The organism is Sphaerisporangium sp. NBC_01403 (genome assembly GCF_045040145.1).
In the GTDB taxonomy this organism is placed as follows: Bacteria; Actinomycetota; Actinomycetes; order Streptosporangiales; family Streptosporangiaceae; genus Sphaerisporangium; species Sphaerisporangium viridialbum.
Window position 1 is genome coordinate 5053815 of the sequence record NZ_CP109534.1, and the last position, 25821, is coordinate 5079635.

Consider the following 25821-nt stretch of genomic DNA (forward strand, 5'->3'; position numbering starts at 1 on the left):
ATGACCGGCCCCGCGTCAGCCGCCGTAGAACACGCGCTCGGCGACCGCCCGGGCGCGGCGGGTGGTCCTGAGGTAGTCCTCGACGAAGTCCTCGGCGCCGTCCGGGGCGTAGCCGAGGGCACGCGAGATCAGCGCCCGCTCGCGCACGTCGGCGGGGATGCTGTCACCGGCCCGGCCGCGCACCAGCATGATGGCGTCGCGGATCTGGGAGGCGAACCGCCAGGCCTCGGCGAGCACCTCCTCGTCGGTCGCGGCCAGCAGCCCGGCCCCGACGGCGGCGCGCAGGGCCTCCAGTGTGCGGGTGGTGCGCAGCTCGGGAACGTCGAACGCGTGCCTGAGCTGGATCAGCTGCGCCAGCCACTCGACGTCCGACAGCCCGCCCCTGCCGAGCTTGGTGTGCAGCAGGGGGTCGGCGCCCCTGGGCAGCCGCTCGGCCTCCATGCGGGCCTTCAGCCTGCGGATCTCGCGGACGGCGGAGTCGCTGATGCCGTCCGGCGGGTACCGCAGAGGCTCGATGAGGGCCGTGAACTCGGCCCCGAGCTCGGGATCGCCCGCGGAGAAGCGGGCGCGGAGCAGGGCCTGCGACTCCCACGGCGACGACCAGCGGCGGTAGTACGCCGCGTACGACGACAGGGTGCGGACCAGGGGGCCCTGACGGCCCTCCGGCCGCAGGTCGGGGTCGATCTGCAGCGGCGGGTCCGGTGCGGCCCTGGCCAGCAGGCGGCGCATCTCGTTGGCGACCGCGTGCGCCGCGTCGGTCGCGACCTTCTCGTCCGCGCCCGGAAGCGGCGAGTGGACGAACATCACATCGGCGTCGCTGCCGTACGAGGACTCGTACCCGCCGAGGCGCCCCATGGCGATCACCGCGAAGCGGGTGGGGAAGTCGCCGCGCCGCTCCAGTGAGATCTTGTGGATCGCGGAGTCCAGGGCGGCCTGGATGGTGACGTCGTTGAGCTCGGAGACGGCCTGGCCGACCTCCTCGATGTCGATGCGGCCGACCAGCCCGGCCACGGCCGTGCGGAACAGCTCGCGGCGGCGGAGCGCGCGGACGGAGGCGACGGCGGTCTCCGCGTCGTGGGAGTGGCGCTCCACGGACGCGCCCGCCTCGGCGGCGAGCGAGGCCTTCGGGCGGACGGCCAGCTCGCCGTCGGAGCCGAGCATGGCGACGGCCTCGGGGGCGTTGAGCAGCAGCCCGGTGGCGTAGCGGCTGGTGCCGAGGAGCCTCGCCATGCGCTCGGCGACCGCGGTCTCGTCGCGGAGCAGGCGGAGGTACCAGGGGGTGGCGCCGAGCTTGTCGCTGACCTGCCGGAACCCCAGCAGGCCGGCGTCGGGGTCGGGCGCGTCGGCGAACCAGCCGAGCATGACGGGCAGCAGGGTGCGCTGGATCGCCGCCCGTCGCGAGACGCCGCTGGTCAGCGCGGCGATGTGCCGGAGCGCGCCGTCGGGGTCCGCGTACCCGAGGGCCGACAGCCGCGCGGAGGCGGCGGCCGTGGACAGCCGGGCCTCCTCTCCGGGCAGCCGGGCGACAGCCTGGAGCAGCGGGCGGTAGAACAGCTTCTCGTGCAGCCGCCGCGCCTCCATGGCGTGCCGCTTCCAGCGGGTGGTGAACTCCCCCACCGGGTCGACGATCATGCCGAGGCCACGGCCGATGCGGCGCAGGTCGGTGACGTTCTCCGGCACGACGTGCGTGCGGCGCAGGCGGTGGAGCTGGAGCAGGTGCTCGACCTGCCGCAGGAAGCTGTACGCCTCGGCGAGGGCCTTCGCGTCGTCCCTGCCGACGTAGCCGCCCCGCGAGAGGGCGGCCAGCGCGGGCAGGGTGGCGCGGCGGCGCAGGAGGCCGTCGGAGCGGCCGTGCACGAGCTGGAGGAGCTGGACGGCGAACTCGATGTCGCGCAGGCCGCCGGGGCCGAGCTTGATCTGCCGGTCGGCCTCGCTGGCGCGGACGTTCGCCTCGACCTTGCGCCGCATCGCCTGGACGTCCTCGACGAAGTGGTCCCTGGCGGCGGCGTGCCAGACCAGTTCGTTGACCGCGGCGACGTACTCTTCGCCGAGCTCCATGTCCCCGGCGACGGGGCGCGCCTTGAGCAGCGCCTGGAACTCCCAGGTCTTGGCCCAGCGGCGGTAGTAGGTGAGGTGGCTGGCCAGGCTGCGTACGAGCGGGCCGGCCTTGCCCTCGGGGCGCAGCGCCGCGTCGACCTCCCACAGGGCGCCCTCGGGGGTGCTGGTGGAGCAGGCCCGCATCATGCCCTGGGCGAGCCGCGTCGCCGCCTGGAGCGCCTTGGTCTCGTCGACGCCGTCCCTGGGCTCGGCGACGAAGATCACATCGACGTCGCTGATGTAGTTCAGCTCGCGGGCGCCGCACTTGCCCATGCCGATCACCGCGAGCCGTACGTCCGAGCTCTCGGGGTGGTCGGAGCGGGCGATGGCGAGACCCGCCTCCAGCGCGGCGGCGGCGAGGTCGGACAGCTCGGCGGTGACCTGGGACAGCGAGGCCTGGCCGGTGATGTCGCGCGCGGCGAGGTGCAGCAACCGCCCGCGGTAGGCCACGCGCAGGGCCGACATCGTGTCGGTGCCGCCGTGCGGGGCGTGCGGCTCGGCCTCGGACGGGTCGGCGCCGACGGCCTCGAGGAGCTCGGACCGCATGTCGCGCTCGGGCATGCGCTGGACCGCCTGCTCGCCCGAAAGCAGCCTCCAGTGCTCGGGGTGCCGCACGACGTGCTCGCCGAGCGCGGCGGACAGGCCGAAGACGCCGAGCAGGCGGGTTCGGAGCCCGGGATCGGCGCGCAGCGCGCCGAGGACGCTCGGGTCGCGCTCGGCCAGGCGGTTGAGCGAGGTGAGCGCGAGGTCGGGGTCGGCGGCGCTGACGAGCGCCGCGAGCAGGTCGAGATCGCCCACCGCCTCGGGCCCGAGCTCGTCGAGAAGCCGCTCGGCCTGGGCTCCGTCGGCGAAGCCCAGCCTGGCCAGGCGCCCGGCCGTCGTCTGCATACGGGACTCGGCGTTCACAATGCCCAAAGTAGCCGGTCACTCACGGCCGCGTCGTTAGTGGTTCCGCGCCGTAATCGCCCGGTCACCGGGAATAGAAAGGGGTGTCCGGCCCCGGCACGACGGCAAATAACAACAAAGCGGTCATTGTTCATTGGCGATCCGGCGTGTCACCCCTCGGCCATCGCGCGGTCGCCCGTGACGACGGCGGCGAAGGCCTCCGCGAGGGGACGCCAGGTGCGCACCAGCTCGTCGTGCGCGGCGAGCACCGGGGCGTCCAGGCCGTCCACGTCGAACCCGCCCTCGCGCAGCTCGTCGGCGTTCGGGCCGGTCCAGGACAGGAAGATCTCGGGCGTCGCCTCCGGGTGGAACTGCACCGCCCACGCCGAGGAGCCGAGGCGGTAGGCCTGGTTGGGGTACTGCTCCGCCGTCGCCAGCGGCACCGCGCCGGGCGGCAGGGCCGTCATGGCGTCCTGGTGGTACTGCACCGAGCGGACCGTGGGCGGGAGCCGGGCGAACAGCGGGTCGTCCTCGGCGGCGGGCAGGAGCGACACCGGCCGGAGGCCGACCTCCAGGCCCTCCGCGCCCCGCTCCACCTCTCCCCCGCAGGCCAGGGTCATCAGCTGGGCGCCGAGGCAGATGCCGAGAGTGGGCAGCCCCGCGTCCACCGAGTTCCTGATGAGCTCGCGCGTGGCGGGCAGCCAGGGATATCCCTCGTCGTCCCAGGCGGAGGCCGCGCCGCCGAGCACGATGAGGCCGTCCACCCGGCCGCCGTCGCCGGTGCGGAGACCCGGGATCTCCCCGTCCAGGTACGGCCGGGCGACCTCACAGGTCATCCCGGCGTCCGCCAGCCATCCGGCGAGGAACCCTGGGCCGGCCTCGGCCTCGTGCTCGATGATCAGAATTCGGTGTCCCATGTGTCAATTATGGGTGTCCGAAACGTCCGGTTCTACCGAACTTCCGCTCAGTCCTTAAAAATAGGAACTTTCCCGCTATACAGTCGTTTATCGGTTCGGGGGAACCGGTTACCAGGGGGCTAGCACACCGATGGGGGAGTTCGTCGAGACGGCACTGAGTTTTCCCGCCGTCATCTTCAGTTTCTTACTGGTAGTGGTCGTCGGATACTGGGCGCTCGTGTTGCTGGGTGGGGCCGGCCTCGACGTCCTGGACGCGGACGACGCCACGGGCGCGGGCCACGACATCGGGCCGCTCGGCGTCCTCGGGCTGGGCGGGGTGCCCGCGACCGTCGCGTTCTCGCTGCTGATCGCCCTCGCGTGGTTCGGCAGCCTGGCCGGCACGGTGCTGCTCGGCTCCCCACCGTGGGGCACGCGAGCCGTCCTGCTCGTCGTGGCGCTCGCCGGCGCGTGGCTGGTCACCCGCCTGCTGGTGCTGCCCCTGCGCCGCGTCTTCGCGGTTCACCGGGCGCCGTCCCGCAACGACTTCGTGGGCAGGATGTGCGTCATCCGCACGGGACGGGTGGGGGCCGACTTCGGCCAGGCCGAGGCCAGGGCGTCCGACGGCTCGTCCGCCGTCATCCAGGTCAGGCAGTTGCAGTGGCCGGGCCACGCGCTCCGGGACGGGCTCGGCGTCGAGCCCGCCTCCCGGGGCGGGAACGGGCCCGAGCCTTCGGCCGCGCGCGACCCGAGTGCCCACCCCGGCGACAGCCGCGGGAGGCACGAGGGAGTGCTGCGCGCGGGCGACACCGCTCTGATCTTCGACTACGACGCGGACGGCGAGTTCTTCTGGGTCACGCCCTACGACGCCGAACTCGACCCCGACGCACCGACCAAGTAAGGGACCCCCATTGGACGTCATCTCCACCGGCTTCGGCGTGCTCCTCGCCGTCGTCCTCGTCATCGTCATCACCACGCTCATAGTGATCACCCGTCTGTTCCGCAAGATCGAGCAGGGCAAGGCGCTGATCATCTCCAAGGTCAAGTCGGTCGACGTGACGTTCACGGGAGCGGTGGTGCTGCCCGTCCTCCACAAGGCCGAGATCATGGACATCTCGGTGAAGACCATCGAGATCGAACGGTCCGGCCAGGAAGGCCTGATCTGCCGGGACAACATCCGCGCCGACATCCGCATCACGTTCTTCGTCCGCGTCAACAAGACCGTGGAGGACGTGGTGAAGGTGGCCCAGGCCATCGGCACCGCACGCGCCAGCGACCAGGGAACGCTCCAGGAGCTGTTCAGCGCGAAGTTCTCCGAGGCGCTGAAGACCGTCGGCAAGCAACTGGACTTCGTCGACCTCTACACCAAGCGCGACGAGTTCCGTGACCAGATCATCCAGGTCATCGGCACCGACCTGAACGGCTACAGCCTTGAGGACGCCGCGATCGACCTCCTTGAGCAGACGCCCATGTCGCAGCTCGACCCGGCGAACATCCTCGACGCCCAGGGCATCCGCAAGATCACCGAGCTCACCTCCATCGAGCACGTACGCACGAACGAGTTCCAGCGCCACGAGGAGAAGGAGATCACCCGCCAGAACGTGGACGCGCGGGAGGCGATTCTGGAGCTTGAGCGCCGGCAGGCCGACGCGGAGATCAAGCAGAAGCGCGAGGTCGAGACCATGCGGGCCCGCGAGGAGGCCGAGATCTCCCGGGTGCGCGCCGAGGAGCGGCTGAAGGCCGAGACCGCCCACATGCGCACCGCCGAGCAGCTCGGCGTCCAGGAGGAGAACAAGGCGAGGGAGGTCGCGGTCGCCGAGAAGAACCGCGAGCGGGTCATCGCGATCGAGACCGAACGGATCGAGAAGGACCGCCAGCTGGAGGTCATCGCCCGCGAGCGGGAGACGCAGCTTTCCACGATCTCCAAGGACAAGGAGCTGGAGACCGAGAAGCGCACGATGGCGGAGATCATCCGCGAGCGCATCGCGGTGGAGAAGACCGTGGCCGAGCAGGAGGAGATCATCAAGCGCCTGCGCGCCGTCGAGGAGGCCGAGCGGCTGCGCCAGACCCTGGTGATCCAGGCCGAGGCCGAGGCGCAGGAGGGCCTGGTCAAGGACATCAAGGCCGCGGAGGCCGCCGAGGCGGCGGCCGGGCACAAGGCACGTGAGCAGCTCGTGCTGGCCGAGGCGCGCCAGCAGGCCGCCGAGTTCGACGCGCGGGCGAAGATCCGCCTGGCCGAGGGGATCCAGGCGGAGGCGGCCGCGACCGGCCTGGCCGACGTGCAGGTGCGCGAGCGGGGCGCCGAGGCCATCGAGAAGGTCGGCCGCGCCGAGGCCGCCGTGGAGCGGGAGAAGACCCTCGTGGCCGCCACCGCCGTGGGCGAGAAGCTGAAGGCCGAGGCCGAGGGCCTCACGGAGAAGGCCGCGGCCATGGCCGCGCTGGACGACGCCAGCCGCTCCCACGAGGAGTACCGCCTGCGGCTGGAGGCCGAGAAGGACCTGCGGCTCGCCGGCTTCGACGCCCAGCGCTCCATCGCCGAGTCGCAGGCCGTCGTGCTGGCGGCAGGGCTGGAGAAGGCCGACATCAGCATCGTGGGCGGCGACGGCATGTTCTTCGACCGGCTCATGAACTCCATCGCGCTCGGCAAGAGCGTGGACGGCTTCGTCGAGCACTCGGAGGTGGCCAAGAAGCTGGCCGGGCCGTGGCTGGACGGGTCGTCGAGCTTCCCCGAGGATGTCACCCGGCTGCTCGGCTCGATCAGCTCGTCCGATGTGAAGAACCTGACGATCTCGGCGCTGCTCATGCGGCTCATCAAGGCTGGAGGGCCCGACTCCGGGCAGCTCACCAAGCTGCTGGACACGGCGCGGCGCCTCGGCGTCGCGGACGCGCCCGTCTCGGCGCTCGGCGCCCTGAACCCGGGCAACGGCTCCGCCGCGATCCCGGCGGGCGCGGCAGGCAACGCCGCGGACACCGTCGGCGCCGACCACTGACGCCCTCATGACCGATCTTCCCCAGGGCACGTACGACGTGCTGCGAGCGCGGCTGTCCGAGCAGGCCGCCGAGCTCGCCAGGCGGGCCGAGGCGCTCAACGCCGAGCGCCTCGCGGTCTTCGGCAGCGCCGAGCTGCGCCTCATCGGCACCGAGCGGATCCGCACGGAGAACAACTGCGTGCCCCGCGACATCGTGTCGGCGGGCGGGCTGATGCTGTTCGGCTACAACGTCTTCATCGGGCTGAAGCCGGAGACGGCCGTGGACGACGTCTTCTCCCACCACCGGTTCGTGCGCGAGGGCGAGTCGTTCCGCTTCGAGGACGTGCGCGGCGGCGAGCTCCCCGGCCTGCTGCGCGACCCCCGCTTCGAGCGCGACTTCGGCGAGCTGTACCGGTACTACAGGGAGACCCGCCTGCTGCAGCTCCGGCAGGCCGAAGGCAAGCTGCTCGCGGTGTTCCAGACGGGCCCGCGCACGCAGGACGTGCGGGTGCTGCGGTGGAACGCCGCCCCCGACGGCACGGTCTCCTACGTCGACGACCGGGGCGAGCGCGACCACGTGTTCCCGCCGTCGCACGACTTCGAGTGGACCGAGACGACGCGCGACGACCACGTGCCCGGCCGGCACCCGCACATCTCCATCGGCGGCGAGGTGTTCGTCGAGACCGTCGGCGGCGACCTGACCATCAAGATCGAGAACAACACCGAGACCGGCGAGGGCATCTACCGCGAGCCAGTCGACGAACCGCTGCAGAGCCTGGCGGACGCCGAGATTCACCACGCCAGGATCGGTCCGCTGATCCTGCTGCGCGTCAGGCCGTACAAGGAGACAGAGGCGCGGCACCTGGTGTTCAACACCAGGACCAGGACCGTCGTGCGGCTCGACGGCATCGGGCAGGCCTGCCGCCGCCTCCCGGAGGACCAGGGGATCATCTTCCCCGGCGGCTACCATCTCGCCACGGGCGTCACCAAGACCTTCGACACCGACGTCGCGGACCTGGAGTACGAGCGGGTGGTGCGCTCGACCAACGGCGAGGACGTGCTGTACGTCTTCCACGCCCGCACCGAGGGCCGGACGCTGCTGCTGCCGTACAACGTGATCCGCAAGCAGGTGGCGAGCCCGATCACCTGCCACGGATACTCGCTGTTCGACGACGGCACGCTGGTGGTGTTCCGCGAGCTGTCCAAGGAGCCGACCAGGGTCCATCCGATGCAGGTCTGGCAGACGCCGTACCTGTCCGACACCTACGCGGCCGCGCAGCCCACCGGCACGGGGCCGCTGGAGCGGGTCGGCAACGGCGACCTCGTGCGCGGCATCTCGGACGCGCTGTCGGTGGGCCGGATGGCCGAGGAGATGAGCCCCTCCACGGCCGTGTTCGAGGCCCTGATCGCCGCATGCGAGCGGATGTCCGACCACTACCACTGGCTCGGCGACGACCGGCTCGGCGACCTGCGCACCCCGCTGGCGGCCGTACGGGCGGCCGCCGAGCAGGTGCTCGACGAGTTCGAGAAGGTCCAGGCGCTCACCGGCCAGGCGACCGCCACGCTGGACGAGGCCGCGTCGCGCATCGCCTCCATGGTGCGGCGCCTGCACGGCGAGGCCCCGGCCACGGCCGGCGAGTGGGTGACCCGGCTGGCCGAGCTGCGCAGGGCCCAGGGCAACCTCATGACCGTACGGGAGCTGCGCTTCGCCGACGTCGCCCGGGTGGACGAGCTGGCCGCCGGGCTTGCGACCGAGCTCGACGGGGCCGCCCAGCGGGCGGTCGCGTTCCTCTCCGGCGAGGACGCCTTCGGCGGCTTCCACGAGCAGGTGGACCGGCTGGCCGAGGACGCCGCGACCGTGGCGACCGTGGCAGAGGCCGAGCCGGTCGGCGCGCGGCTCACCGAGCAGGCCGAGGGGCTGGAGATCGTCACCGAGGTCGTCGGTAGCCTCGACATCGCCGACGCCACGACCCGCACGGCGATCCTGGAGCGGATCGGCGAGGTGCTGGGCGGGGTGAACCGCGCGAGGGCCATCCTCGGCGCCCGCAGGGGCGAGCTGCTCGCCGTCGAGGGCCGCGCCCAGTTCGCGGCGGAGTTCTCGCTGCTCGGGCAGGCCGTCACCGGCGCCCTCGCCATGGCGGACAGCCCCGAGCGGTGCGACGAGCAGCTCGGGAGGCTGCTGCTCCAGCTGGAGAACCTGGAGTCCCGGTTCGGCGAGTTCGAGGACTTCCTGGCCCGGCTGACCTCCAAGCGGGAAGACGTCTACGAGGCGTTCTCCTCCCGCAAGCAGGCGCTGCTGGACGAGCGGGCGCGCAGGACCGACCGCCTGGCCGACTCGGCGGAGCGGATCCTCTCCGGTGTGCGGCGCCGGGTCGCGAGCCTGGGGTCGCTCGACGACGTCAACACCTACTTCGCCTCCGACCCGATGGTGGCGAAGCTGCGCGGCGTGTCGGACGAGCTGCGCTCGCTCGGCGACCAGGTGCGCGCCGAGGAACTGGCGGGGCGGATCAAGGCCGCCCGGCAGGAGGCGGGCCGGGCACTGCGCGACCGCCGGGACCTCTACGGCGACGGCGGCGACACCATACGGCTCGGCGAGCACCGCTTCGCCGTCAGCACCCAGCCGTTCGACCTCACGCTCGTCCCCCACGACGGCCGGATGGCGTTCACCGTGACGGGGACCGACTACCGCTCCCCCGTACGGGACGAGGCGTTCGCCGCGACCAGGCCGTTCTGGGAGCAGTCGCTGGTCTCGGAGTCGCCCGAGGTCTACCGGTCCGAGCACCTGGCGGCGTGGATCCTCTCCGCGGCCGAGCAGGGCCGCGAGGGGCTGTCGCTCGAAGCGCTGCACGCGGCGGCGGTCACCGACGGCGCCCTGCTCAGGGTGGTGCGCGGGGTGGCCGAGGCCCGTTACGACGAGGGCTACGAGCGCGGGGTGCACGACCACGACGCCGCGGCGATCCTCCAAGCCCTGCTGCCGCTGCACGCGGGCGGCGCCCTGCTGCGCTACCCGCCCGCGGAGCGCGCGGCGGCCCAGCTGTTCTGGGCGTTCGGCGCGGGCGAGGCGGCGAGGGCCAAGTGGTCGACGCGGGCCGCCTCGCTGGCCAGGGCGCGCGCGACCTTCGGCCGCCTGAGCGGGGCGATCGGGGAGCTGTGCGCGGAGCTGTCGGCCGCCATGACCGGTTTCCTGGACGGCGCGGGCGGCGCCGGCGGAGGGGCCGACGCCGGCCTGGCCGCCGAGTACCTCTTCGAGGAGCTGTCCGGCACGCCGTCCGGCTTCGTCACGGGCGCCGGCGCCCGGGCCCTGCTCACGAGGTTCCGCGAGGCGCTCGGCGGTCCCGGGTCCGCCTCGTACAAGGAGTTCGAGGAGGACCTGCGCGCGCTGGGCGACGACCTGGCCGCCCGGCACCAGCTCGTCGAGGCGTGGCTGGGCTCGCTCCTCGCCGGGGCGACGGCGGACGGAGAGGCCGCGGGCGGTGCGGGCGGGACGGTGGACGACCTTCCGGAGGCGGTGGCGATCGAGCTGTGCGGCGCCGCGCTCCCCCGCCACGACTCCTCCGCCGCACTGTCCGCCACCGTCGAAGGCCTGCTCGGCACCCATCCGCGCATCGTGGAACGGCGCCTGCGGCTGCGCCTCGACGAGGTGACCGCCCGCACCCGGCGCTTCCGCGACGAGCGCGTCCCGGCCTTCCGTGCCTACCAGCGGCGGCGCGACGAACTGGTGTCAGCGGAGCGGCGCCGGCTGCGGCTGGAAGAGTACAAGCCCAAGGTGATGAGCGCGTTCGTGCGCAACCGGCTGCTGGACGAGGTCTACCTGCCGCTGATCGGCGGCAACCTGGCGAAGCAGCTCGGCACCGTCGGCGACGGCAGGCGCACCGACCAGATGGGGCTCCTGCTGCTGATCTCGCCGCCCGGATACGGCAAGACGACGCTGATGGAGTACGTGGCGAGCAGGCTCGGGCTGGTGTTCGTGAAGGTCAACGGCCCCTCGCTCGGGCACGCCGTCACCTCGCTCGACCCGGCCGAGGCGCCGGACGCGACCGCCAGGCAGGAAGTGGAGAAGATCTCCTTCGCGCTGGAGATGGGCAGCAACGTGCTGCTCTACCTGGACGACATCCAGCACACCTCGCCCGAGCTGCTGCAGAGGTTCATCTCCCTGTGCGACGCCCAGCGGCGGATGGAGGGCGTCTGGGACGGCGGCACCCGCACGTACGACCTGCGCGGCAAGCGGTTCGCGGTGTGCATGGCGGGCAACCCGTACACCGAGTCCGGCAGGCGGTTCCGCGTCCCTGACATGCTCGCCAACCGGGCGGACGTGTGGAACCTGGGCGACGTCCTGTCGGGCCGCGAAGACCTGTTCGCGCTGAGCTACATCGAGAACGCGCTGACCTCGAACCCCGTGCTCGCGCCGCTGTCGGCCAGGGAGAGCGGTGACGTGGAGCTGCTGGTGCGGCTGGCCAGGGGCGACCGGTCCGTACGGCCCGACCGGCTCGCCCACCCGTACTCCCCTGTGGAGCTCGACCAGATCGTGGCCGTGCTGCGCGGGCTGCTGCGTGTCCAGGAGGTCGTGCTGGCGGTCAACCAGGCCTACATCGCCTCGGCCGCGCAGTCGGACGCGTCGCGCACCGAGCCGCCGTTCCAGCTCCAGGGCTCCTACCGCGACATGAACAAGCTGGCCGAGCGCGTGCTGCCCGTGACCGACGACGCGGAGCTCGCGGCGCTGATCGACGACCACTACGCGGGCGAGGCGCAGACCCTCACCGGCGGGGCCGAGGCCAACCTGCTCAAGCTCGCCGAGCTCCGCGGCACGATGACCGCGGAGCAGGCGGGGCGCTGGGCCGAGGTGAAGGCGGGCTACCTTCGGGCGCGCGCCCTCGGAGGCCAGGAGGACGACCCGATGAGCAGGGCCGTCGGCGCCGTCGGCCTGCTCGCCGACCGGGTCGGCGCGGTGGAGTCGGCCATCAACCGCGCCACGCACCGACTCGCCTCCGACGGCACCACCTGAACCCGCCTGCGGAGGGCCGTCGTCTTCAGAGCGTCACGAGGAGGCCGGAGCGTCGAAGAAGTCCTCGTCGACTTCTTTGAGCACGATGGTGGTACGGCCGGGCCAGTTCCGCGAGCCGGGCCGGACCGGGTCGCTGGCCTTCGGGCAGAAAGTTCAGATACCGGGCGTCGCCATGCTTTCGCTCCACGAAAAGGTCCCGCGGGTTGATACCGTACGAATCGAGCGGATCCTTCCGGGCCGCCATCTCGGCGCGCGGCATTCCCCCCTCGATGTGGGCGCGGACGTCCTGGGGCTCGGAGGGGGTGTTATCTACATAGCGGCTCAGCATGAAACCCGCAGGCGCGAAGGTGTGGGGGGCAGTGAAAGAACGTCACTATCAGTATCCTGTGACGCCCATGCCCTTCTCCACAAAGCAGTACACGTCGGTGTAGGGGTCCCTGCTGGGCGGTGCCTGGTACTCGGGATGTTGCCCGTTCATGTCCAGCGCACGTTTCTTGGCGATCTCGAACTTGCCTTCGATCTGCGCGGGTAAGACGCGCTTGATCCCACCCGGCGTCTGGTGGAAGTCCTTGGGGAGCCGCTGCACCACATTGTCACAGATACCATTGAGATCGTTTCATCCTGAAGTTGCAGGTCAGTGGGCTGGTGTGGGATCGGTCGGGTGTGATCGTGCCCGGCAGGGCCGGGTTCCGGTCCTGGTGATCGTCCGTCAGCGGGTGATCTCGCAGCGGGTCAGGACCATCAGGGCGCGCAGCAGCTGGGTGGCGTGGATCGGGTTCATCCGGACCTTGGTGAGGATCCGCCAGTTCTTTTTGCGCCATCGCGAGCCGATCGTCTTGATGTGGCCGCGCAGCAGGTCGGCGACGAAGTTGACGGCCTTGGACGACAGCGGCAGATGGACCTGGTAGACAGCGTAGGTGTCCTCGGCGGGTTCTGTTGTAGTTGTCACACACCGCGATAGCCCCGCCGGGGACACCTCTCGCCTGGGCGCACGGTCCGGCGCGTGACGGCGGGGAACACGGCGGGGAACACGGCGGGGATCGGCCCCGCGGCGCGGGTGCCCGCCCCGATCACGGCAACGGCGCGAACGACCCGCTCGCGGTGATCCGCAGCCAGCGGCGGTCGGTCAGCCGTTTGAGCTTGGCCTTCGACCTGCGCCGACTCGGTACTTTGGCCGATCCGCTCGCAGACCTGCTTGCAGGTTGCCGGGCCGCCGTGTGCGGTCACCGCCTCGACCAGGGTCCGGTAGGCGTCCGGCAGGTCGCCGATGCCGTCGGCGTCGTGCCGGTCGGGGATCTTCCGGCTCGCCGCCGACAGCCCTGCCACGACCGTGGCCGCCACCGGCTCGCGGGTGGAGCCGGCTGTCCAGCCGACGTGGTCACCGTCGCGGTCTTCGGCGAGGAGCCGCGCGACGACCTGTTCGGCGACGCTGACCTCGTCCAGTTCATGCTGGACATCGGCCAGTTCCTTGGCCAGATGCTCGGTCAGCCGGGCCCGGCGCTCGGTGATCCGCTCCAGTAACGACAACCGCCACTCCAGCTGCATCGATTACGTCAGATATCCGTTCGAATGCTGATCGTAGGGATCGTTGTGTGTCGATCGCAGGAGTCCGGAAAGTCCTGATCTGCCATGATCACTTGATCGGGAACTCGGCTGCTGCCAGCACGAGGATCCCGGAGCGGATCCGTACCACCCCTAGTGACCTGGGATTTCAGGATGGAAATCGCCCAATGGGACGTACGGCGCGAGGAGCCGAGCCTGAGGAAGCTCGCCGACGAGCAACTTAATCGGGCGGAGCGTCTGGATGTGGTCTGCGATAGCCTGGACGGCCCTCCCATCGTCATCGCGATCGACCAAACCCACACACCGGGGTCGGCCCTGCGGGTGTCGAATACTCATCCACGCAGGTCACAGGCGCGAGGGGCGATCTCGATGCGGGCGTCCAGCCGGTGGGCGCATGGCCGTCTCGGAAGCCGGCACGGCCATGCGCAGGGCGCTACTTGGTAGCGGCGCTGGAGGCGCAGGGAGCCGTGTAGGCGGGCGTCAGCTCACTCGCCTTGCTCGCCGCGGCGGAATCGGTGGAATCGGCGGCCCCGGCCTTCACCTTGGCGGGCGTCAGCTCACTCGCCTTGCTTGTCCCGGCGGAATCGGTGGAATCGGCCTTGGCAGCAGGCACCGAGTCGGTAGGTGTGACCTCGGCGGCGGCCGAGACCTCCACTTCCTTGCCGTCCACGGTGGCGACGAGCTTGCCGTCCTTCTCTGTCACCGTGACGTCGGCGTTCTTGCACTCCGAAACGACCGACGTGCCCTTCGGGGTCTCGTCGGCGTTGGCCGCGGCGGCGAGCGTGGTGGTGAGCGCCACGCCGAGGACACCAACCGAAAGCGCCAACCGTACGCGCTTGCTGAGCATTCCCATCTCCTTCTCGTCGTCGATCCCTCTGGATCGACCCGTATCGAACGGGAAGGATGCTGCCATCCGCTACCTGAAGCGAAGCTGAAGCCGACTGAAACGATCTTCAGGTCCGCTTTAGGTGGACTCGTGCATGCTTCAGGCATGCGTGTGCTGTTGGTGGAGGACGAGCGGCGGCTGGCCGAACTCGTGAAAAGCGGTCTGGCGGTCGAAGGCTTCGCCGTCGACATCGCGTTCGACGGGGCTGAAGGCCTGTGGATGGCGACCGAGAACACCTACGACGCGATCGTCCTCGACGTGATGCTGCCGCGCCTGAACGGGTACGCCCTCTGCCGTCGCCTCCGGGAGGCCGGGGACTGGACGCCGATCATGATGCTCACCGCCAAGGACGGCGAGTACGACGAGGCCGAGGCGCTCGACACGGGTGCGGACGACTTCCTGTCCAAGCCGTTCTCCTACGTGGTACTGCTCGCCCGGCTGCGCGCGCTCGTACGGAGGGGCGGCAGGGAACGGCCGGTCGCGCTGACGGTGGGCGACCTCGTGATCGATCCCGCCGGGCTGAAGTGCCGACGCGGCAGCGTCGAGGTCGCGCTCACGCCCAAGGAGTTCGCGGTGCTGCACAGCCTGGCCCGGCGGCCCGGTGAGGTGGTGTCCAAGACGGAGCTTCTCGAACAGGCCTGGGACTTCTCCTACGCGGGCGATCCCAGCATCATCGAGGTCTACATCAGCGCCCTCCGACGGAAGATCGACGCCCCCTTCGGCCGCTCGTCCCTGATGACTGTGCGCGGCGCCGGCTACCGGCTGGATGGGCTGCTCTGATGCGCGCACGACATGGGTGGGCGGCCCGGATACGGGTTCACCCGCCCGCGCGCTGGTCGATACGGCTGCGCGCCACCATCGCGGCCACCCTCATCGTGGCCGTCGCCCTCGGCGGGGCGTCGGCCGTACTAACGACGGTGCTGCGAGACAACCTCCGAGAGAGCGCGAAACAGGACGCCGTGCGGCGGGCCGCGGTGGTGGCTGAGGCCCTGTCTGTCTCCTCTCCGGCGATCGCCACGACTGTGCGCCCCGCCGAGACTGTACGGCCCGGCACGACGGCCGTGGAGGACCCCGACCTCCGGATCAGCCGCTCCACCGAACCGTCGCGAACAGACTGGGACACCGCCGGGTACGCGGTGGCCAGCACGGCCGTCGAGAACGGCACGGACGTCGTGACGGTCACCGCGCGCAGCTCGCTGGAACCGGCACAGAACGCCCTGCGAGTCTTGAACCGCCTGCTGATCTTCGGGGTCCCCGCGCTGCTCCTGCTCGTCGCCGGGATGACGTGGTTCTTCGTGGGCAAGGCACTGGTGCCGGTGTCCGGGATCCGGGCGAAGCTGGCCGACATCACCGCCCGCGATCTGCATCGCCGGGTCCCCGTACCGAGCTCGCGGGACGAGATCGCCTCGCTCGCCCGTACCGTCAACGCCACCCTGGACCGCCTGGAGAATGCCGTCGAGCAGCACAAACGGTTTGTCGCGGACGCGGCGCACGAACTGCGCAGCCCGATCGCTACGCTGCGCACCCGCCTTGAATTGGCCGCCCGTGAGGACTCGGCCCGTGAGGCACTCACCGACGTGGAGCGGTTACAGTCGCTCGCGGCCGATCTGCTCCTGCTGGCCCGGTTGGACGCGGGAGAACCTCCCCGGAGCAACGAGGTCGATCTTGGGCAGGTGGCCGCGGAGGAGTCCCTGCGTCCGCGTCCTCGCCCCGAGGTCCGGGTCCGCCTGGCCGTCGAGCCCGATGTGGTGGTCAACGGCTCCCGTACCCACCTGGCCCGATTGGTCACCAACCTGGTCGACAATGCCGTACGGCATGCTCGCGCAACCGTCGACGTGCGCGTCGCGAACGAGGCCGGCGTGGCACTGCTCGAGGTGCGTGACGATGGGCCGGGCATCCCTCCCGAGCATCGTGAGGCGGTGTTCGACCGCTTCACGCGGCTCGACTGGGCGCGGGCCCGGGACTCGGGCGGATCGGGTCTCGGTCTGGCGATCGTGCGGGAGATCGCCATGCTGCACAGCGGAAGCGTGTCCATCACCGACCGCGGTACCGGTGCCAGTTTCGTGGTGCGGCTCGACGCGGTGCTGCAGTCCGGCGCCGCGGCGGCCTCGAACCTCGAAGCACGGATTTGAAAAAGCGATCTCCACACCATGATTCTTCGCCTGCTTCAGCAGGCTGGACAGCTCGTTGCGGTCCCGCCGATCGTGGTCGAAGATGCACCAGACCTGAGTCCATAGAGCCTGCGGCAACCCTGCCTTGCCGTCCTCGCGTCTCTTCTCTTTCAGCAGCTTGATGGCCTGGTCGACCAGATCGGCGGGCTTACGGTCGGAGCCACGCGCCCGCCCGTTCGCAATGTGGATGCTGACGGGCATCTTTCCCAACAACGCCCTGACCGCGTCGATGTAACTCGGCTCGGTGACCTCGCCCTCGGTGTAAACGAAGACGGCGCGCTGGCGGCGGTTTCCGTTTTGAGCCGGGAGAAGGGCGTCCCTGCCCTTCGCTCTCTTGGCTACCAATGCCGACCCGCCTCCCGTGCGGCCGCCATACGCCGGGCGATCTGGCCCTCCAGCAGGTCCGGCACCGCGCCGAACGCTCCCTCCAAGTACGAAACGGTCAGGTTCTCCTCCTCGCCTGGCCCCGCCTCCGTCAGCGCGTACAGCTTCGTGGCGCCGTCCTCGTCCTTCTCGGTCAGCCAGACCTGCTCCGGCGCCAGCAGGCGCTCGCCGCTCGGGCTGCTCAGCACGGTAGCGTCGTGCGAGGTGAAGATGAGCTGCGCGCCCGCCGGGTTGGCATCCGGGTCGGCGAAGATACGGATGATCTCGGCCGCCATTCGAGAGTGCAGACTGGCGTCCAGCTCGTCGATCAGCAATACCGCGCCCTCGTCCAGGGCTAGCAGTATCGGACCGAGCAGTGCGAACCAGGACCGGGTCCCGAACGACTCGTGCTGCCAGTCGAGGGGGAGAAGTCGCACCCTCCAACCGCTCGGCCGTGAAACCCCTTTCCCGGTCCTCCCGCTCTCCCTCCGGACCGATGAACCACAGATTGCTCCGGAACCACTGGAATAGCGTGGAGAGCTGTGGATGGTTGTCCGTACCGGCCGTGGAAAGCAGCAGCGCGTCGGGCCGCGTCCGGCGGGCGAGTTGGCCGCGGTCCCGGACCCGGTTCCCGGGCCAGCGGTAGGGCTCGTGCCGGGACGCGTCCCGGTCCAGCCACTCCTGACGGCGACCCCGAGGATAGCTGTGCACCCACTCGGACTCGACCCGCTCCGCCCCCAGCTCGAACCCGTACGTCCAACGCACACCATCGAGGATGACGTCGACCTCGAAGAAGGAAGGCTCGTCAGCGCACTTGGGGTCCAGCCTGAAGACATGGCGCGGGATGCGCTGGAACGCGGCCCAACGCGCGTAGGAGTAGACCACGGCATCCCGCATGTCGCTCAGAGCGGCGAGGACATTGGACTTCCCCGAAGCGTTGGCGCCGAAGACACCGATCAGGGGATGTACCCCTAAGGTGCCGTCCGTCAGCTCCACCTTGCGGGCGCCGGGCGCCTCCGGGGACGCGACAAAGGTCAGCTCCTGCTCATCCCTCAGGGAACGCACATTCGCGACCCGGAATCTCAGCAGCATGCCGTCCACCTCACGCGACAAAGCGTAGCCGCAGGCAGAATCTTCCGCGCCCTCACTGCGGGCCTGTCGTGAGGTCCCTGACACCGTCCGTGCGGCGACGCCAGATGTCCCGACGCTACGGCGCGTCCTTCTTGTAGCGATAAGGGATGATCACGCCGGTCGCGTAGATGGCCAGCCCCAGGAGGACCATGAACACGATCGTGGGCCACTGCAGCCACGACGGCAGGTAGAGGGCCAGGAACCACGCGCGCGTCGGGTTCTCGGAGGCTTTGAAGAAGCCGGCCAGCAAACCCTGCGGGAACAGCGGGATGGCGCCGATCGAGAAGCAGATCCCGGTGATGATCCGCTCGCGGCGCGGCAGGTCCTCGAAGCGGGTCCGAACGCCCGGCTTCGCGGCCGGTCGGCGTCCGGTGCGCATCATCTCGAGCAGCTCGGGCCCCTGCGCGAGCAGTCGGCGCTCGGCGAGAATCCCGAATCCCCAGTAGCAAAGAACACCCGTCAGGGCTCCCACGATCACGCCCGCCCACCCGAACAGCGCGGTCGCGATCGCCGCGGGGACCGCGGTGAGGGCGACCAGTGCCAGCAGCGCGTACACCATCCCGGTGACCGCACCGTCGTCCTCTGTGGAGCGCAGTGGATTGCCGCCGCGCCGGTGCGGGTCGGTGCCGGGGATGAGCGCGTACACCGAGGCCAGGGGTACCAGCCCGGCGCCGCCGCCCAGTAGCGCGAGGAGAAGGGCGAGAAGGATGGGCCAGGGCCCGCCGGTGACCGCGGCCAGGGACAGCGTCAGCACGAGGGCGATGGGCGCGACGGTGAGCAGCCACGCGTGCTGCCGCCCGCGGACGTCGCTCGCTCCCGGCGTCATGAGCGTGAGCCACAACGCGGTGCCGTCGGTGCCGTACAGGTTGGCCGACATGGCGGCGGCCATCACGACGAAGATCGGACCCGCCCAGGGCAGCATCCCGGTCCAGCCCATCAGCAGCGGGACGGCGGCGAAGAACACGCCATAGGCGAGGGCGAAGGTCAGCTGGTGCGTGCGCACCAGGTCGCGCGACCAGGTGCGCAGCTCCTTGGCGAGCACGGCGCCGGAGGCGGTGGTGGCCCGCATCGGCCTGCGTCCCCGGGTGGCCGCCCTGGTCGACCCGGCGCGTCGGGTGAGCAGTGCCGCCCACGCGGCCAGCAGCAGGGCGATGAGCACCGCCATGCCGCCGAGAGCGCCGGCCGCCCGCACCCAGTCGGCGGACGCGGCGGCCTCGACCGCGACCAGCCCCCAGCCGGAGGGCAGGTAACGGGCCAGCGTCGTCACCACCGGCGGGATGCCGCCCGCCTCGCCGAGCGCCACGAAGACAACCCAGATCTGGCCCAGGAACGCCAGGATCAGGCCGTTGGTCAGCCCGGCGCCGATCGCTCCCACGCGCGAGCGCAGGGCCAGGCCGAGTACGGCGACCGCGACCCGGGAGAGCAGGACGAACACCACAAGCTGGAGCAGCAGTGCGGGGATCGAGACAAGGGCGGCCGCGACGCCCAGCTGTACCCCGAAGACCGCGAGCCCGGTCAGGGCGAGCAGGCTGATCGCGGGCGCCACTCCCACGAAGGCCGACACGAGCAGTCCGGAGGCCAGGCGGCGCGGCGGCAGGCCCAGCAGCGTGAAGTACTCGGGCCGGAGCGTCTCGTCACCACCACCGCTGAACGTGGGGCCGAAGACCCAGCCCAGCATCCAGACAGCGTAGGTGGCCGCGAGCAGGTCGGCCCCCGAGAAGGCCAGGAAGATCGTGCCGGCCGCCAGGACCAAGCCGCTCAGCGCGCCCATGACGACGAAGCCGGCCCGCTGACCGGTCATCGAGTTACGGAGCACGGCCACCTTCATCTGGACCATGGTCAGCGCGACAGCCACGACAGCTCCTTCGCTCCGCCGCCGGAGACGCCGACGAGGCCGACGAAGGCGTCTTCGAGGGAGCCGACGCCACGGACCTCGTCCAGGGGTCCCGCCGCGGCCACCCTGCCCTTGTCGATCACTCCGACGTGGTCGCAGAGCTGCTCCACGAGGGCCATGACGTGGCTGGAGAGCACGATGGACCCACCACCGGCCACGAAACCGCGCAGGATCGTCTTGATCGTCGCGGCCGACACCGGGTCCACGGCCTCGAAGGGCTCGTCGAGCACGAGCAGCCGCGGCGCGTGCAGCAGCGCGGTGGCCAGCCCGATCTTCTTGCGCATTCCGGTGGAGTACTCGATGACGAGCGTCTTCTCCGCCTCGTCCAGCTCCAGCACCGACAGCAGCTCCTCGGCCCGCTGGTCGACGACCTCGCGCGGCAGCCCGCGGAGCAGCCCAAGGTAGGTCAGCACCTCGCGGCCGGTGAGCCGTTCGGGCATGGCCATCCCATCGGGCAGCACGCCGACCAGCGTCTTGGCCTTGGCCGGGTCGGACCAGACATCGGCGCCGAAGATCCGCGCGTTGCCACCATCGGGACGGAGCAAGCCGACGGCCATGGACAAGGTGGTGGTCTTACCGGCGCCGTTCTGCCCGACAAGCCCATAGAAGGAACCTTGGGGGATGTCGCGAGCGTAAACAGGAAGGTTGGTTAGCGTGCTACGAGATCAACGACAGATCGGAACATATGAGCATTTGAGCGGGTAGTGCGTCAATGGTGCCGCGGGTCGCCATCGCCCGAGGGCCGAAGCCACCGGAGGCTCCGGCCTGGCGTCGGGCGGCTCACCCTTCACGTACTCCATGTCGCGGAAGCGACTATCCCGAGATCCGGACGGGCACCTTGCCGCTTACCTCGGTGACGGCTTCGACTCGACCCTCATTGTCCTGCTCGCGACGCATAGAGCAGATATGTGACTCATGGGACGCATGGGATGCATGGGATGCACCGCCTTTACGCCGAGAATTTTGGACGCCCGCCGCGCGAGGCCTTGTATACGGTCACGCCGACCGACTCCGAAAGATGCTCGGAATACCAACTAATCATGACATACGACTCACTAGTGGACATCTAAATCTCTCCCGGGCAGGGTCTTTGATGGCTAGAGTTGCAGACGTCAGAAATTCGCAAGTTTCCGGCACTAGGAGATAGATGGCCCCTCGCCCTAAAGAGCCACGCGAGCCTGTCTCCGGGGAAGGTCCACCTTCCCCTCTCCCGGACGATCCCGGTCTTCCCGACGCCGCCAAGGAGCTCGCGCGTCAGGCCGAGGAGCTCACCCGGCAGCTGGCGGCGCTCACGGAGACGGTCAGGCGCGAGCACGAGCGGGCGGCCCACCGGGAGCAGGTCATCGACCGGCTGCACGCCGAGAACCAGCAGTTGCGGCACGGGCTCCTCCAGGAGGCGCTGACCCCGGTGAGGGCGGGCCTCTACCGGCTCTACGACACGCTCGTGCGCGAGGGCACCCGCTGGCAGGGACCGAATTCCCCCTCTCCCGAGCTGGCGGGCCCGCTACTGTCGGCGCTGGCCGACGAAGTGGCCGAGGTGCTCGGCCGTACGGGCGCGGAGCTCCTCACCGTGGAGCCCGGCGACGCGTACGACCCGGCCCTCCACCGCCCGGCCCATACGGCCGAGGTGGGCTCCGGCGCGGACGGGACGGTCGTGGAGGTGCTGGTCGAGGGCTTCGCGATGGGCGACCGGGTGCTGCGCAAGGCGTCGGTGGTCGTCGGGCGGGCCGGCACGGACACCGGGGCCACAGAGGACGGCACGGACGGCAGTACGAACGGCGGCACGAACAAGGAGAGCGAGTAGGCGATGGCTGTTTACGGGATCGACCTGGGTACGACGTATTCCTGCATCGCCTCTGTCGACGACGTCGGCCGGCCGACGGTGCTGCGCAATCTCGAAGGCACCGACACCACTCCGTCGGTGGTGTTCTTCGAGTCCCCCGACAACGTCGTGGTGGGCGCCACGGCCAAGGACAGCGCCGTGCTCGAACCCGATCTCGTGGTCAGCCGCATAAAGCGAGATATGGGGCACGATGTGCCGCGGGTCAGGCACGACCGGCCGTACACGCCGGAGGAGATCTCCGCGTTCATCCTGCGCAAGCTCGCCGACGACGCCCAGACCGCCACCGGCGAGCCCGTCGAGGACGTCGTGGTCACCGTGCCCGCCTACTTCGGCGCGGCCGAGCGCGACGCCACGCGCAAGGCCGGCCACATCGCCGGGCTCAACGTCATCGACATCGTCTCCGAGCCCATCGCGGCGGCGATCACCTACGGCGTGCTCAACCCCGACCAGGACCACACGATCCTGGTGTACGACCTCGGCGGCGGCACCTTCGACACCACGGTGATCACGCTGCACGGCGGGAACATCGAGGTGGTCTGCACCGACGGCGACCACGAGCTGGGCGGCGCCGACTGGGACGACCGGCTGGTCGAGCACCTGGCCGACCGGTTCGAGGCCGAGCACCCCGACGCGGGGAGCCCCCTGCTCGACAAGCAGTCCGAGCAGCAGCTCCGCCGGGACGCCGAGGATCTCAAGAAGACTCTCTCCACGCGCACCCAGCACACCGTCCGCGTCGTGCACGAGGGCAGGGTGGCCAAGGTCGAGCTGACCCGCGAGGCGTTCACCGAGCTCACCCGCGACCTGCTCGACCGCACGGTGGAGATCACCAGGCGCACCATGGAGACCGCCGCGGTCAAGGGCGTGCAGGCGTACGACCACCTGGTGCTGGTGGGCGGGTCCACCAAGATGCCGGCGGTGACCGAGGTCCTGCAGAAGGAGTTCCAGCTCACCCCCCGCCTCCAGGACCCCGACCTCGCGGTGGCCAAGGGCGCGGCCCTGTACGCCTTCGAGGAGACCTACCGGCGGCTGCTGCTGTCCGGCGAGACCGCGCGGGCCGAGGACATGGCCGCGCGGGCAGGCCTGTCGGCCGACCAGCAGGAGCAGATCGCCGGGCGCACCATCAAGACCGTCGCCTCCCGGGCCTTCGGCATCGTCGTCACCGACAAGGAGACCCGGCGGCGCAGCGTCGAGCATCTGGTCCACGCCAACGACCCGCTCCCGGCCGCGGTGACGCAGGAGTTCTACACCATCGACCAGGGCCAGACCGGCGTCACCGTCGAGGTCATGGAGCAGGCGGGGCAGGCCGAGTCCGACGAGCCCGACGACAACGGCCTGATCGCCGAGGGGGTCCTGAAGATCCCGCCGGGCAAGCCGTCCGGGTGGCCGATCGAGGTGACGTTCGCGCTCGACACCTCCGGCCTGCTGCAGGTGACCTCCCGCGAGCGCGAGACGGGCGAGGAGCTGGAGCTGCGCATCCAGATCGGCGGCATGTCCGAGGAGGAGGTGGCCGAGTCGCGGGCCGCCCTGTCCCGCGTCCAGGTCAGCTAGCCGGGCGGCCGCATGGCCTTCGACGAGCAGCGGTACACCCGCGAGGTGCTGGAGCCCGCGCGCGAGGCGGGCGGGCTCCCGCCCGAGGATCTGCGCGTCCGCTACCAGCTGCGCGAGGCGATGACCGCGACCGAGGTGGCGGAGACCGTCAAGCTGGTGCGCCAGTGCTGGCGGCGCGCCCGGGGCATGCTGAAGTACAAGCGGCTGGCCGACCGGCTGGAGGCCGACCACGCCCGGTTCGCCCCGATCTTCTCGGCCGCCGCCGAGGGCGACCTCTCGCCGCTCCGCGCGGCGCTGGGCGACTCGGAGCGCAGGGCGGCGCGCAGGCTGGCCGACGCCCGTAGCCGCATCGACGACGCGGCGGGCCGGCTGCGCATGCTGTCCCCCGCGCTCCTCGCGACGATCGCCCGGTCGAGCGGCGTCGGCCACGAGGAGGCCGTGCGCCTGGCAGCCGAGCGGTCCATCGAGGTCCGCGAGCCCGACGCGCTCCCCGAGGCCGCGCCGTACCCCGGGTACGGCAAGGCGCGCGAGGCGCTCGACACCCTCGGGCTGAGCCATCTGGGCCGTTTCGTCTTCGGCGACCGCTGCGCGGACATGAGGGTGCTCGACGGCTTCTCCGTGCCGGGCGCGGGGCCGGTGGAGGACGCCATCGGGGAGGTCGAGCGGCGGTGGGCCTCCCGCACCAGGGGGCCGTGGACGATCAGCGCCGACACGGTGCTGGCCGCCCTGCGCAACTCCCCCGACCCGTCCGTCCTGATCCGGTACGACATCGTCTCCCGCCTGCGCGAGCGAATCCGCGAGCACCCCTACGACGACACGCTGCTGCGGCACGCGACCACCGAGCTCGACCTGGCCCCCGGCGACGCCCGCAGGCTGATCTTCGCCGTGCGCGGGGAGGGCGGCGTGGCCAGCGGCGCGTCGGCGCGGCTGCGCGAGCTGGTCGACGCCGGCGAGATCCACGCGGCGGCCGACTTCGCCGACGCGCTCGGCCCCGGCGCGCTCACCGGCGAGGCGGCCGAGCTCGCCACCGAGGTCAGGGCCAGGCTGGCGCGGGCCGTGCAGCTTCGGGACCGCGCGCGGGCCGCCCTGGACCCCGACGACGCGTGGCTCGCGCTGCGTGACGCGCTCCAGCGGGTGCCCGACCTGCCCGGTGCGGCCGAGCTGCTCGTACGGCTGGCGCCCCACCCGGCGCGGGCCGTGCGGGCGAACCTCCACGACGAGGGGGTGAGCCTGGTGTGGCAGCCCTCGCCCTCGCGGGCCGGCCGCGTCGTGTACGAGGTGCACAGGAACGGCGTGCCGCTGGAGACGACCGAGCGGCCGTCCGCGCGCGACGAGCGTCCCCCGGTCAACACGCCGGTCACCTACTCGGTGGTGGCGCGCCGGGACGAGGCCGCGTCGATGCCCGCGGCGGCGGCCCCGGTCATCGTGCGGCCCGAGCCGCGCGACGTCCGGGTGACGGCGGGCGACGGCGTGGTGTCTGGCCGGTGGTCCCTGCCCCCCGAGGCCGCGCGGGTGGTGGTGACCCGCGACGGGCTGGCGCTGGCCTGCGACGACACCGGCTTCCGCGACAGGGACGTGGTCAACGGCACGAGCCACACCTACGTCGTCTCGGCGGCCTACCCTGGCCCGGACGGCGAGGTGGTCACTCCCGGCGTGCGGCACACCGTGACCCCGCGCGGACGCCCCCGGCCGGTGAGCGAGTTCACCCTCCGCCGCGATCCCACCGCCCCCGGCACGCTGCTCGTACGGTACGAGGAGCCGCCGGACGGCACCCTGGAGATCGTCGCGCTGGACTCGGCGCCGCCGTGGCCGGTGGGCACCACGCTCTCGCTCGCCGAGCTGCGCGCCGCGAGCCGGGCGATCCCGGCCTTCCCCACCCGGGAAGGCCAGGCCATCCGCCCGGGAGGCAGCCCCGGCGTGCTGCTCGCGGTCACGGTGGCCGGCGAGCTGGCCACGGTCGGCGCGCACGCCGACCACGTCAACCTGGCGCCCCCGACCCGCCTCACCGCGCAGCGACGCGGCGTCACGGTCTACGTCGGCTTCGTCTGGCCGCCGGACGTGCCCGAGGTGGAGGTGCGCTGGAACGGGCACAGCATGATCGTCAACTCCGCCGCCTACAGCGCGCAGGGCGGCGTCCGGCTGGAGGTCCCCGAGGGGGAGCCCGTCACCGTCGAGGTGGCGCCCACGTCCCTGATCCACGGCGAGCGCCTGCGCGGCCCCGCCGTGAGCCTGCGGCTGGCCGGGCACGTCCCCGTCCACTACGACCTCAGCCAGCAGGGCCCGGCGTGGCGGCGCTCACTGGTGGTCGACGTGCGCGCCGACCGGCCCGTACGCCTCCACCGCCTCGTCCTGGTGCTCAAGCCCGGCCTCGTCCAGCCCAAGTCGGCCGACGACGGGGTGCTGCTGGACGAATGGACCGACCTGGACGTGCCCGCCCGCCTGACCGTCCCCGCGCCGCGGCAGGCCAAGCCGTACTGGCTGCGCTGCTTCGCCGAATCTGACGGCGGGGCCCAGGGGGCGGGGAGCGACGTGGCCCTGATCGACCCGCCGGTCCGGCGGATGAAGGTGGGATGAGC

General features: G+C 71.1%; 16 protein-coding genes and 3 pseudogenes. 8 read left to right on the plus strand and 11 right to left on the minus strand.

What is annotated here, in order from left to right; genetic code table 11:
* Positions 1-15: 15 nt before the first annotated feature.
* Both OG589_RS22740 and OG589_RS22745 read right to left on the minus strand, forming a co-directional pair.
* Positions 16-2985, minus strand: a complete 2970-nt coding sequence (locus OG589_RS22740; RefSeq protein ID WP_405152100.1) for a bifunctional [glutamine synthetase] adenylyltransferase/[glutamine synthetase]-adenylyl-L-tyrosine phosphorylase — start codon at positions 2983-2985, stop codon at positions 16-18.
* Positions 2986-3152: 167 nt separating this feature from the next.
* A complete protein-coding gene (locus OG589_RS22745) occupies positions 3153-3899 on the minus strand; it encodes a type 1 glutamine amidotransferase (RefSeq protein ID WP_405139249.1) in 747 nt (248 codons plus the stop codon).
* Positions 3900-4029: 130 nt separating this feature from the next.
* Between OG589_RS22745 and OG589_RS22750 the strand changes: the two genes are divergently transcribed.
* From OG589_RS22750 to OG589_RS22760, 3 genes are read left to right on the plus strand one after another with little or no spacing between them, the layout of a single operon-like run.
* A complete protein-coding gene (locus OG589_RS22750; RefSeq protein ID WP_405139251.1) occupies positions 4030-4776 on the plus strand; it encodes a hypothetical protein in 747 nt (248 codons plus the stop codon).
* A 10-nt stretch (positions 4777-4786) separates the two neighbouring features.
* Positions 4787-6865, plus strand: a complete 2079-nt coding sequence (locus OG589_RS22755) for an SPFH domain-containing protein (RefSeq protein WP_405139253.1) — start codon at positions 4787-4789, stop codon at positions 6863-6865.
* A 7-nt stretch (positions 6866-6872) separates the two neighbouring features.
* On the plus strand, positions 6873-11846 hold the full coding sequence (locus OG589_RS22760; RefSeq protein ID WP_405139254.1) for a DNA repair ATPase: 4974 nt from the start codon (positions 6873-6875) through the stop codon (positions 11844-11846).
* 376 nt (positions 11847-12222) lie between these two features.
* Here the strand turns inward: OG589_RS22760 and OG589_RS22765 are convergent, their stop codons facing one another.
* From OG589_RS22765 to OG589_RS22780, 4 genes are all read right to left on the minus strand, one after another.
* A complete protein-coding gene (locus tag OG589_RS22765) occupies positions 12223-12435 on the minus strand; it encodes a hypothetical protein (RefSeq protein WP_405139256.1) in 213 nt (70 codons plus the stop codon).
* A 120-nt stretch (positions 12436-12555) separates the two neighbouring features.
* A complete protein-coding gene (locus OG589_RS22770; protein WP_405139258.1) occupies positions 12556-12795 on the minus strand; it encodes a hypothetical protein in 240 nt (79 codons plus the stop codon).
* Positions 12792-13391: a hypothetical protein gene (locus OG589_RS22775; protein WP_405139260.1), complete on the minus strand. Its 600-nt coding sequence runs from the start codon at positions 13389-13391 to the stop codon at positions 12792-12794. Before OG589_RS22775 ends, OG589_RS22770 begins: the two co-directional genes overlap by 4 nt.
* A gap of 451 nt (positions 13392-13842) precedes the next feature.
* Positions 13843-14322: a hypothetical protein gene (locus tag OG589_RS22780; protein ID WP_405139262.1), complete on the minus strand. Its 480-nt coding sequence runs from the start codon at positions 14320-14322 to the stop codon at positions 13843-13845.
* A gap of 78 nt (positions 14323-14400) precedes the next feature.
* On the opposite strand from OG589_RS22780, the gene OG589_RS22785 reads away from it, so the two are divergent.
* Together OG589_RS22785 and OG589_RS22790 are read left to right on the plus strand one after the other, a co-directional pair.
* The gene (locus tag OG589_RS22785; protein ID WP_405139264.1) at positions 14401-15075 is read left to right on the plus strand and encodes a response regulator transcription factor; all 675 of its coding nucleotides are present in this window, start codon (positions 14401-14403) and stop codon (positions 15073-15075) included.
* Positions 15075-16427, plus strand: coding sequence for a sensor histidine kinase (locus tag OG589_RS22790; protein WP_405139266.1), 1353 nt, complete (start codon positions 15075-15077; stop codon positions 16425-16427). Before OG589_RS22785 ends, OG589_RS22790 begins: the two co-directional genes overlap by 1 nt.
* Positions 16428-16466: 39 nt before the next feature.
* Here OG589_RS22790 and OG589_RS22795 read toward each other — a convergent pair.
* From OG589_RS22795 to OG589_RS22815, 5 genes and pseudogenes are all read right to left on the minus strand, one after another.
* A pseudogene (locus tag OG589_RS22795) lies at positions 16467-16811 on the minus strand (RloB domain-containing protein); the annotation flags it as partial.
* Positions 16805-17266: an ATP/GTP-binding protein gene (locus OG589_RS22800; protein WP_405139268.1), complete on the minus strand. Its 462-nt coding sequence runs from the start codon at positions 17264-17266 to the stop codon at positions 16805-16807. The gene OG589_RS22800 and the pseudogene OG589_RS22795, both read right to left, overlap by 7 nt.
* A gap of 112 nt (positions 17267-17378) precedes the next feature.
* Positions 17379-17921, minus strand: a pseudogene (locus tag OG589_RS22805) (ATP/GTP-binding protein); the annotation flags it as partial.
* Between the two features lie 115 nt (positions 17922-18036).
* Entirely contained in the window at positions 18037-19815 is a 1779-nt protein-coding gene (locus tag OG589_RS22810) for a hypothetical protein (protein ID WP_405139270.1), read from the minus strand.
* Positions 19800-20477, minus strand: a pseudogene (locus tag OG589_RS22815) (ABC transporter ATP-binding protein); the annotation flags it as partial. The pseudogene OG589_RS22815 and the gene OG589_RS22810, both read right to left, overlap by 16 nt.
* Before the next feature lie 524 nt (positions 20478-21001).
* On the opposite strand from OG589_RS22815, the gene OG589_RS22820 reads away from it, so the two are divergent.
* Genes OG589_RS22820 through OG589_RS22830 form a run of 3 tightly spaced genes read left to right on the plus strand, consistent with a single transcriptional unit; the run spans position 21002 to position 25819 of the window.
* Complete coding sequence (locus OG589_RS22820; protein WP_405139272.1) at positions 21002-21658, plus strand: nucleotide exchange factor GrpE; 657 nt, start codon at positions 21002-21004, stop codon at positions 21656-21658.
* 3 nt (positions 21659-21661) lie between these two features.
* A complete protein-coding gene (locus OG589_RS22825) occupies positions 21662-23245 on the plus strand; it encodes an Hsp70 family protein (RefSeq protein ID WP_405139274.1) in 1584 nt (527 codons plus the stop codon).
* Positions 23246-23257: 12 nt separating this feature from the next.
* On the plus strand, positions 23258-25819 hold the full coding sequence (locus OG589_RS22830) for a hypothetical protein (RefSeq protein ID WP_405139276.1): 2562 nt from the start codon (positions 23258-23260) through the stop codon (positions 25817-25819).
* The last annotated feature ends 2 nt before the right edge of the window (positions 25820-25821 follow it).

Excerpts from the sequence above, each read along its gene's own strand:
- OG589_RS22740 (WP_405152100.1), bottom strand. The coding sequence starts at position 2,985 with ATGCAGACGACGGCCGGGCGCCTGGCCAGGCTGGGCTTCGCCGACGGA.
- OG589_RS22745 (WP_405139249.1), bottom strand. The coding sequence starts at position 3,899 with ATGGGACACCGAATTCTGATCATCGAGCACGAGGCCGAGGCCGGCCCA.
- OG589_RS22750 (WP_405139251.1), top strand. The coding sequence starts at position 4,030 with ATGGGGGAGTTCGTCGAGACGGCACTGAGTTTTCCCGCCGTCATCTTC.
- OG589_RS22760 (WP_405139254.1), top strand. The coding sequence starts at position 6,873 with ATGACCGATCTTCCCCAGGGCACGTACGACGTGCTGCGAGCGCGGCTG.
- OG589_RS22775 (WP_405139260.1), bottom strand. The coding sequence starts at position 13,391 with ATGCAGCTGGAGTGGCGGTTGTCGTTACTGGAGCGGATCACCGAGCGC.
- OG589_RS22780 (WP_405139262.1), bottom strand. The coding sequence starts at position 14,322 with ATGGCAGCATCCTTCCCGTTCGATACGGGTCGATCCAGAGGGATCGAC.
- OG589_RS22785 (WP_405139264.1), top strand. The coding sequence starts at position 14,401 with ATGCGTGTGCTGTTGGTGGAGGACGAGCGGCGGCTGGCCGAACTCGTG.
- OG589_RS22790 (WP_405139266.1), top strand. The coding sequence starts at position 15,075 with ATGCGCGCACGACATGGGTGGGCGGCCCGGATACGGGTTCACCCGCCC.
- OG589_RS22820 (WP_405139272.1), top strand. The coding sequence starts at position 21,002 with ATGGCCCCTCGCCCTAAAGAGCCACGCGAGCCTGTCTCCGGGGAAGGT.
- OG589_RS22825 (WP_405139274.1), top strand. The coding sequence starts at position 21,662 with ATGGCTGTTTACGGGATCGACCTGGGTACGACGTATTCCTGCATCGCC.
- OG589_RS22830 (WP_405139276.1), top strand. The coding sequence starts at position 23,258 with ATGGCCTTCGACGAGCAGCGGTACACCCGCGAGGTGCTGGAGCCCGCG.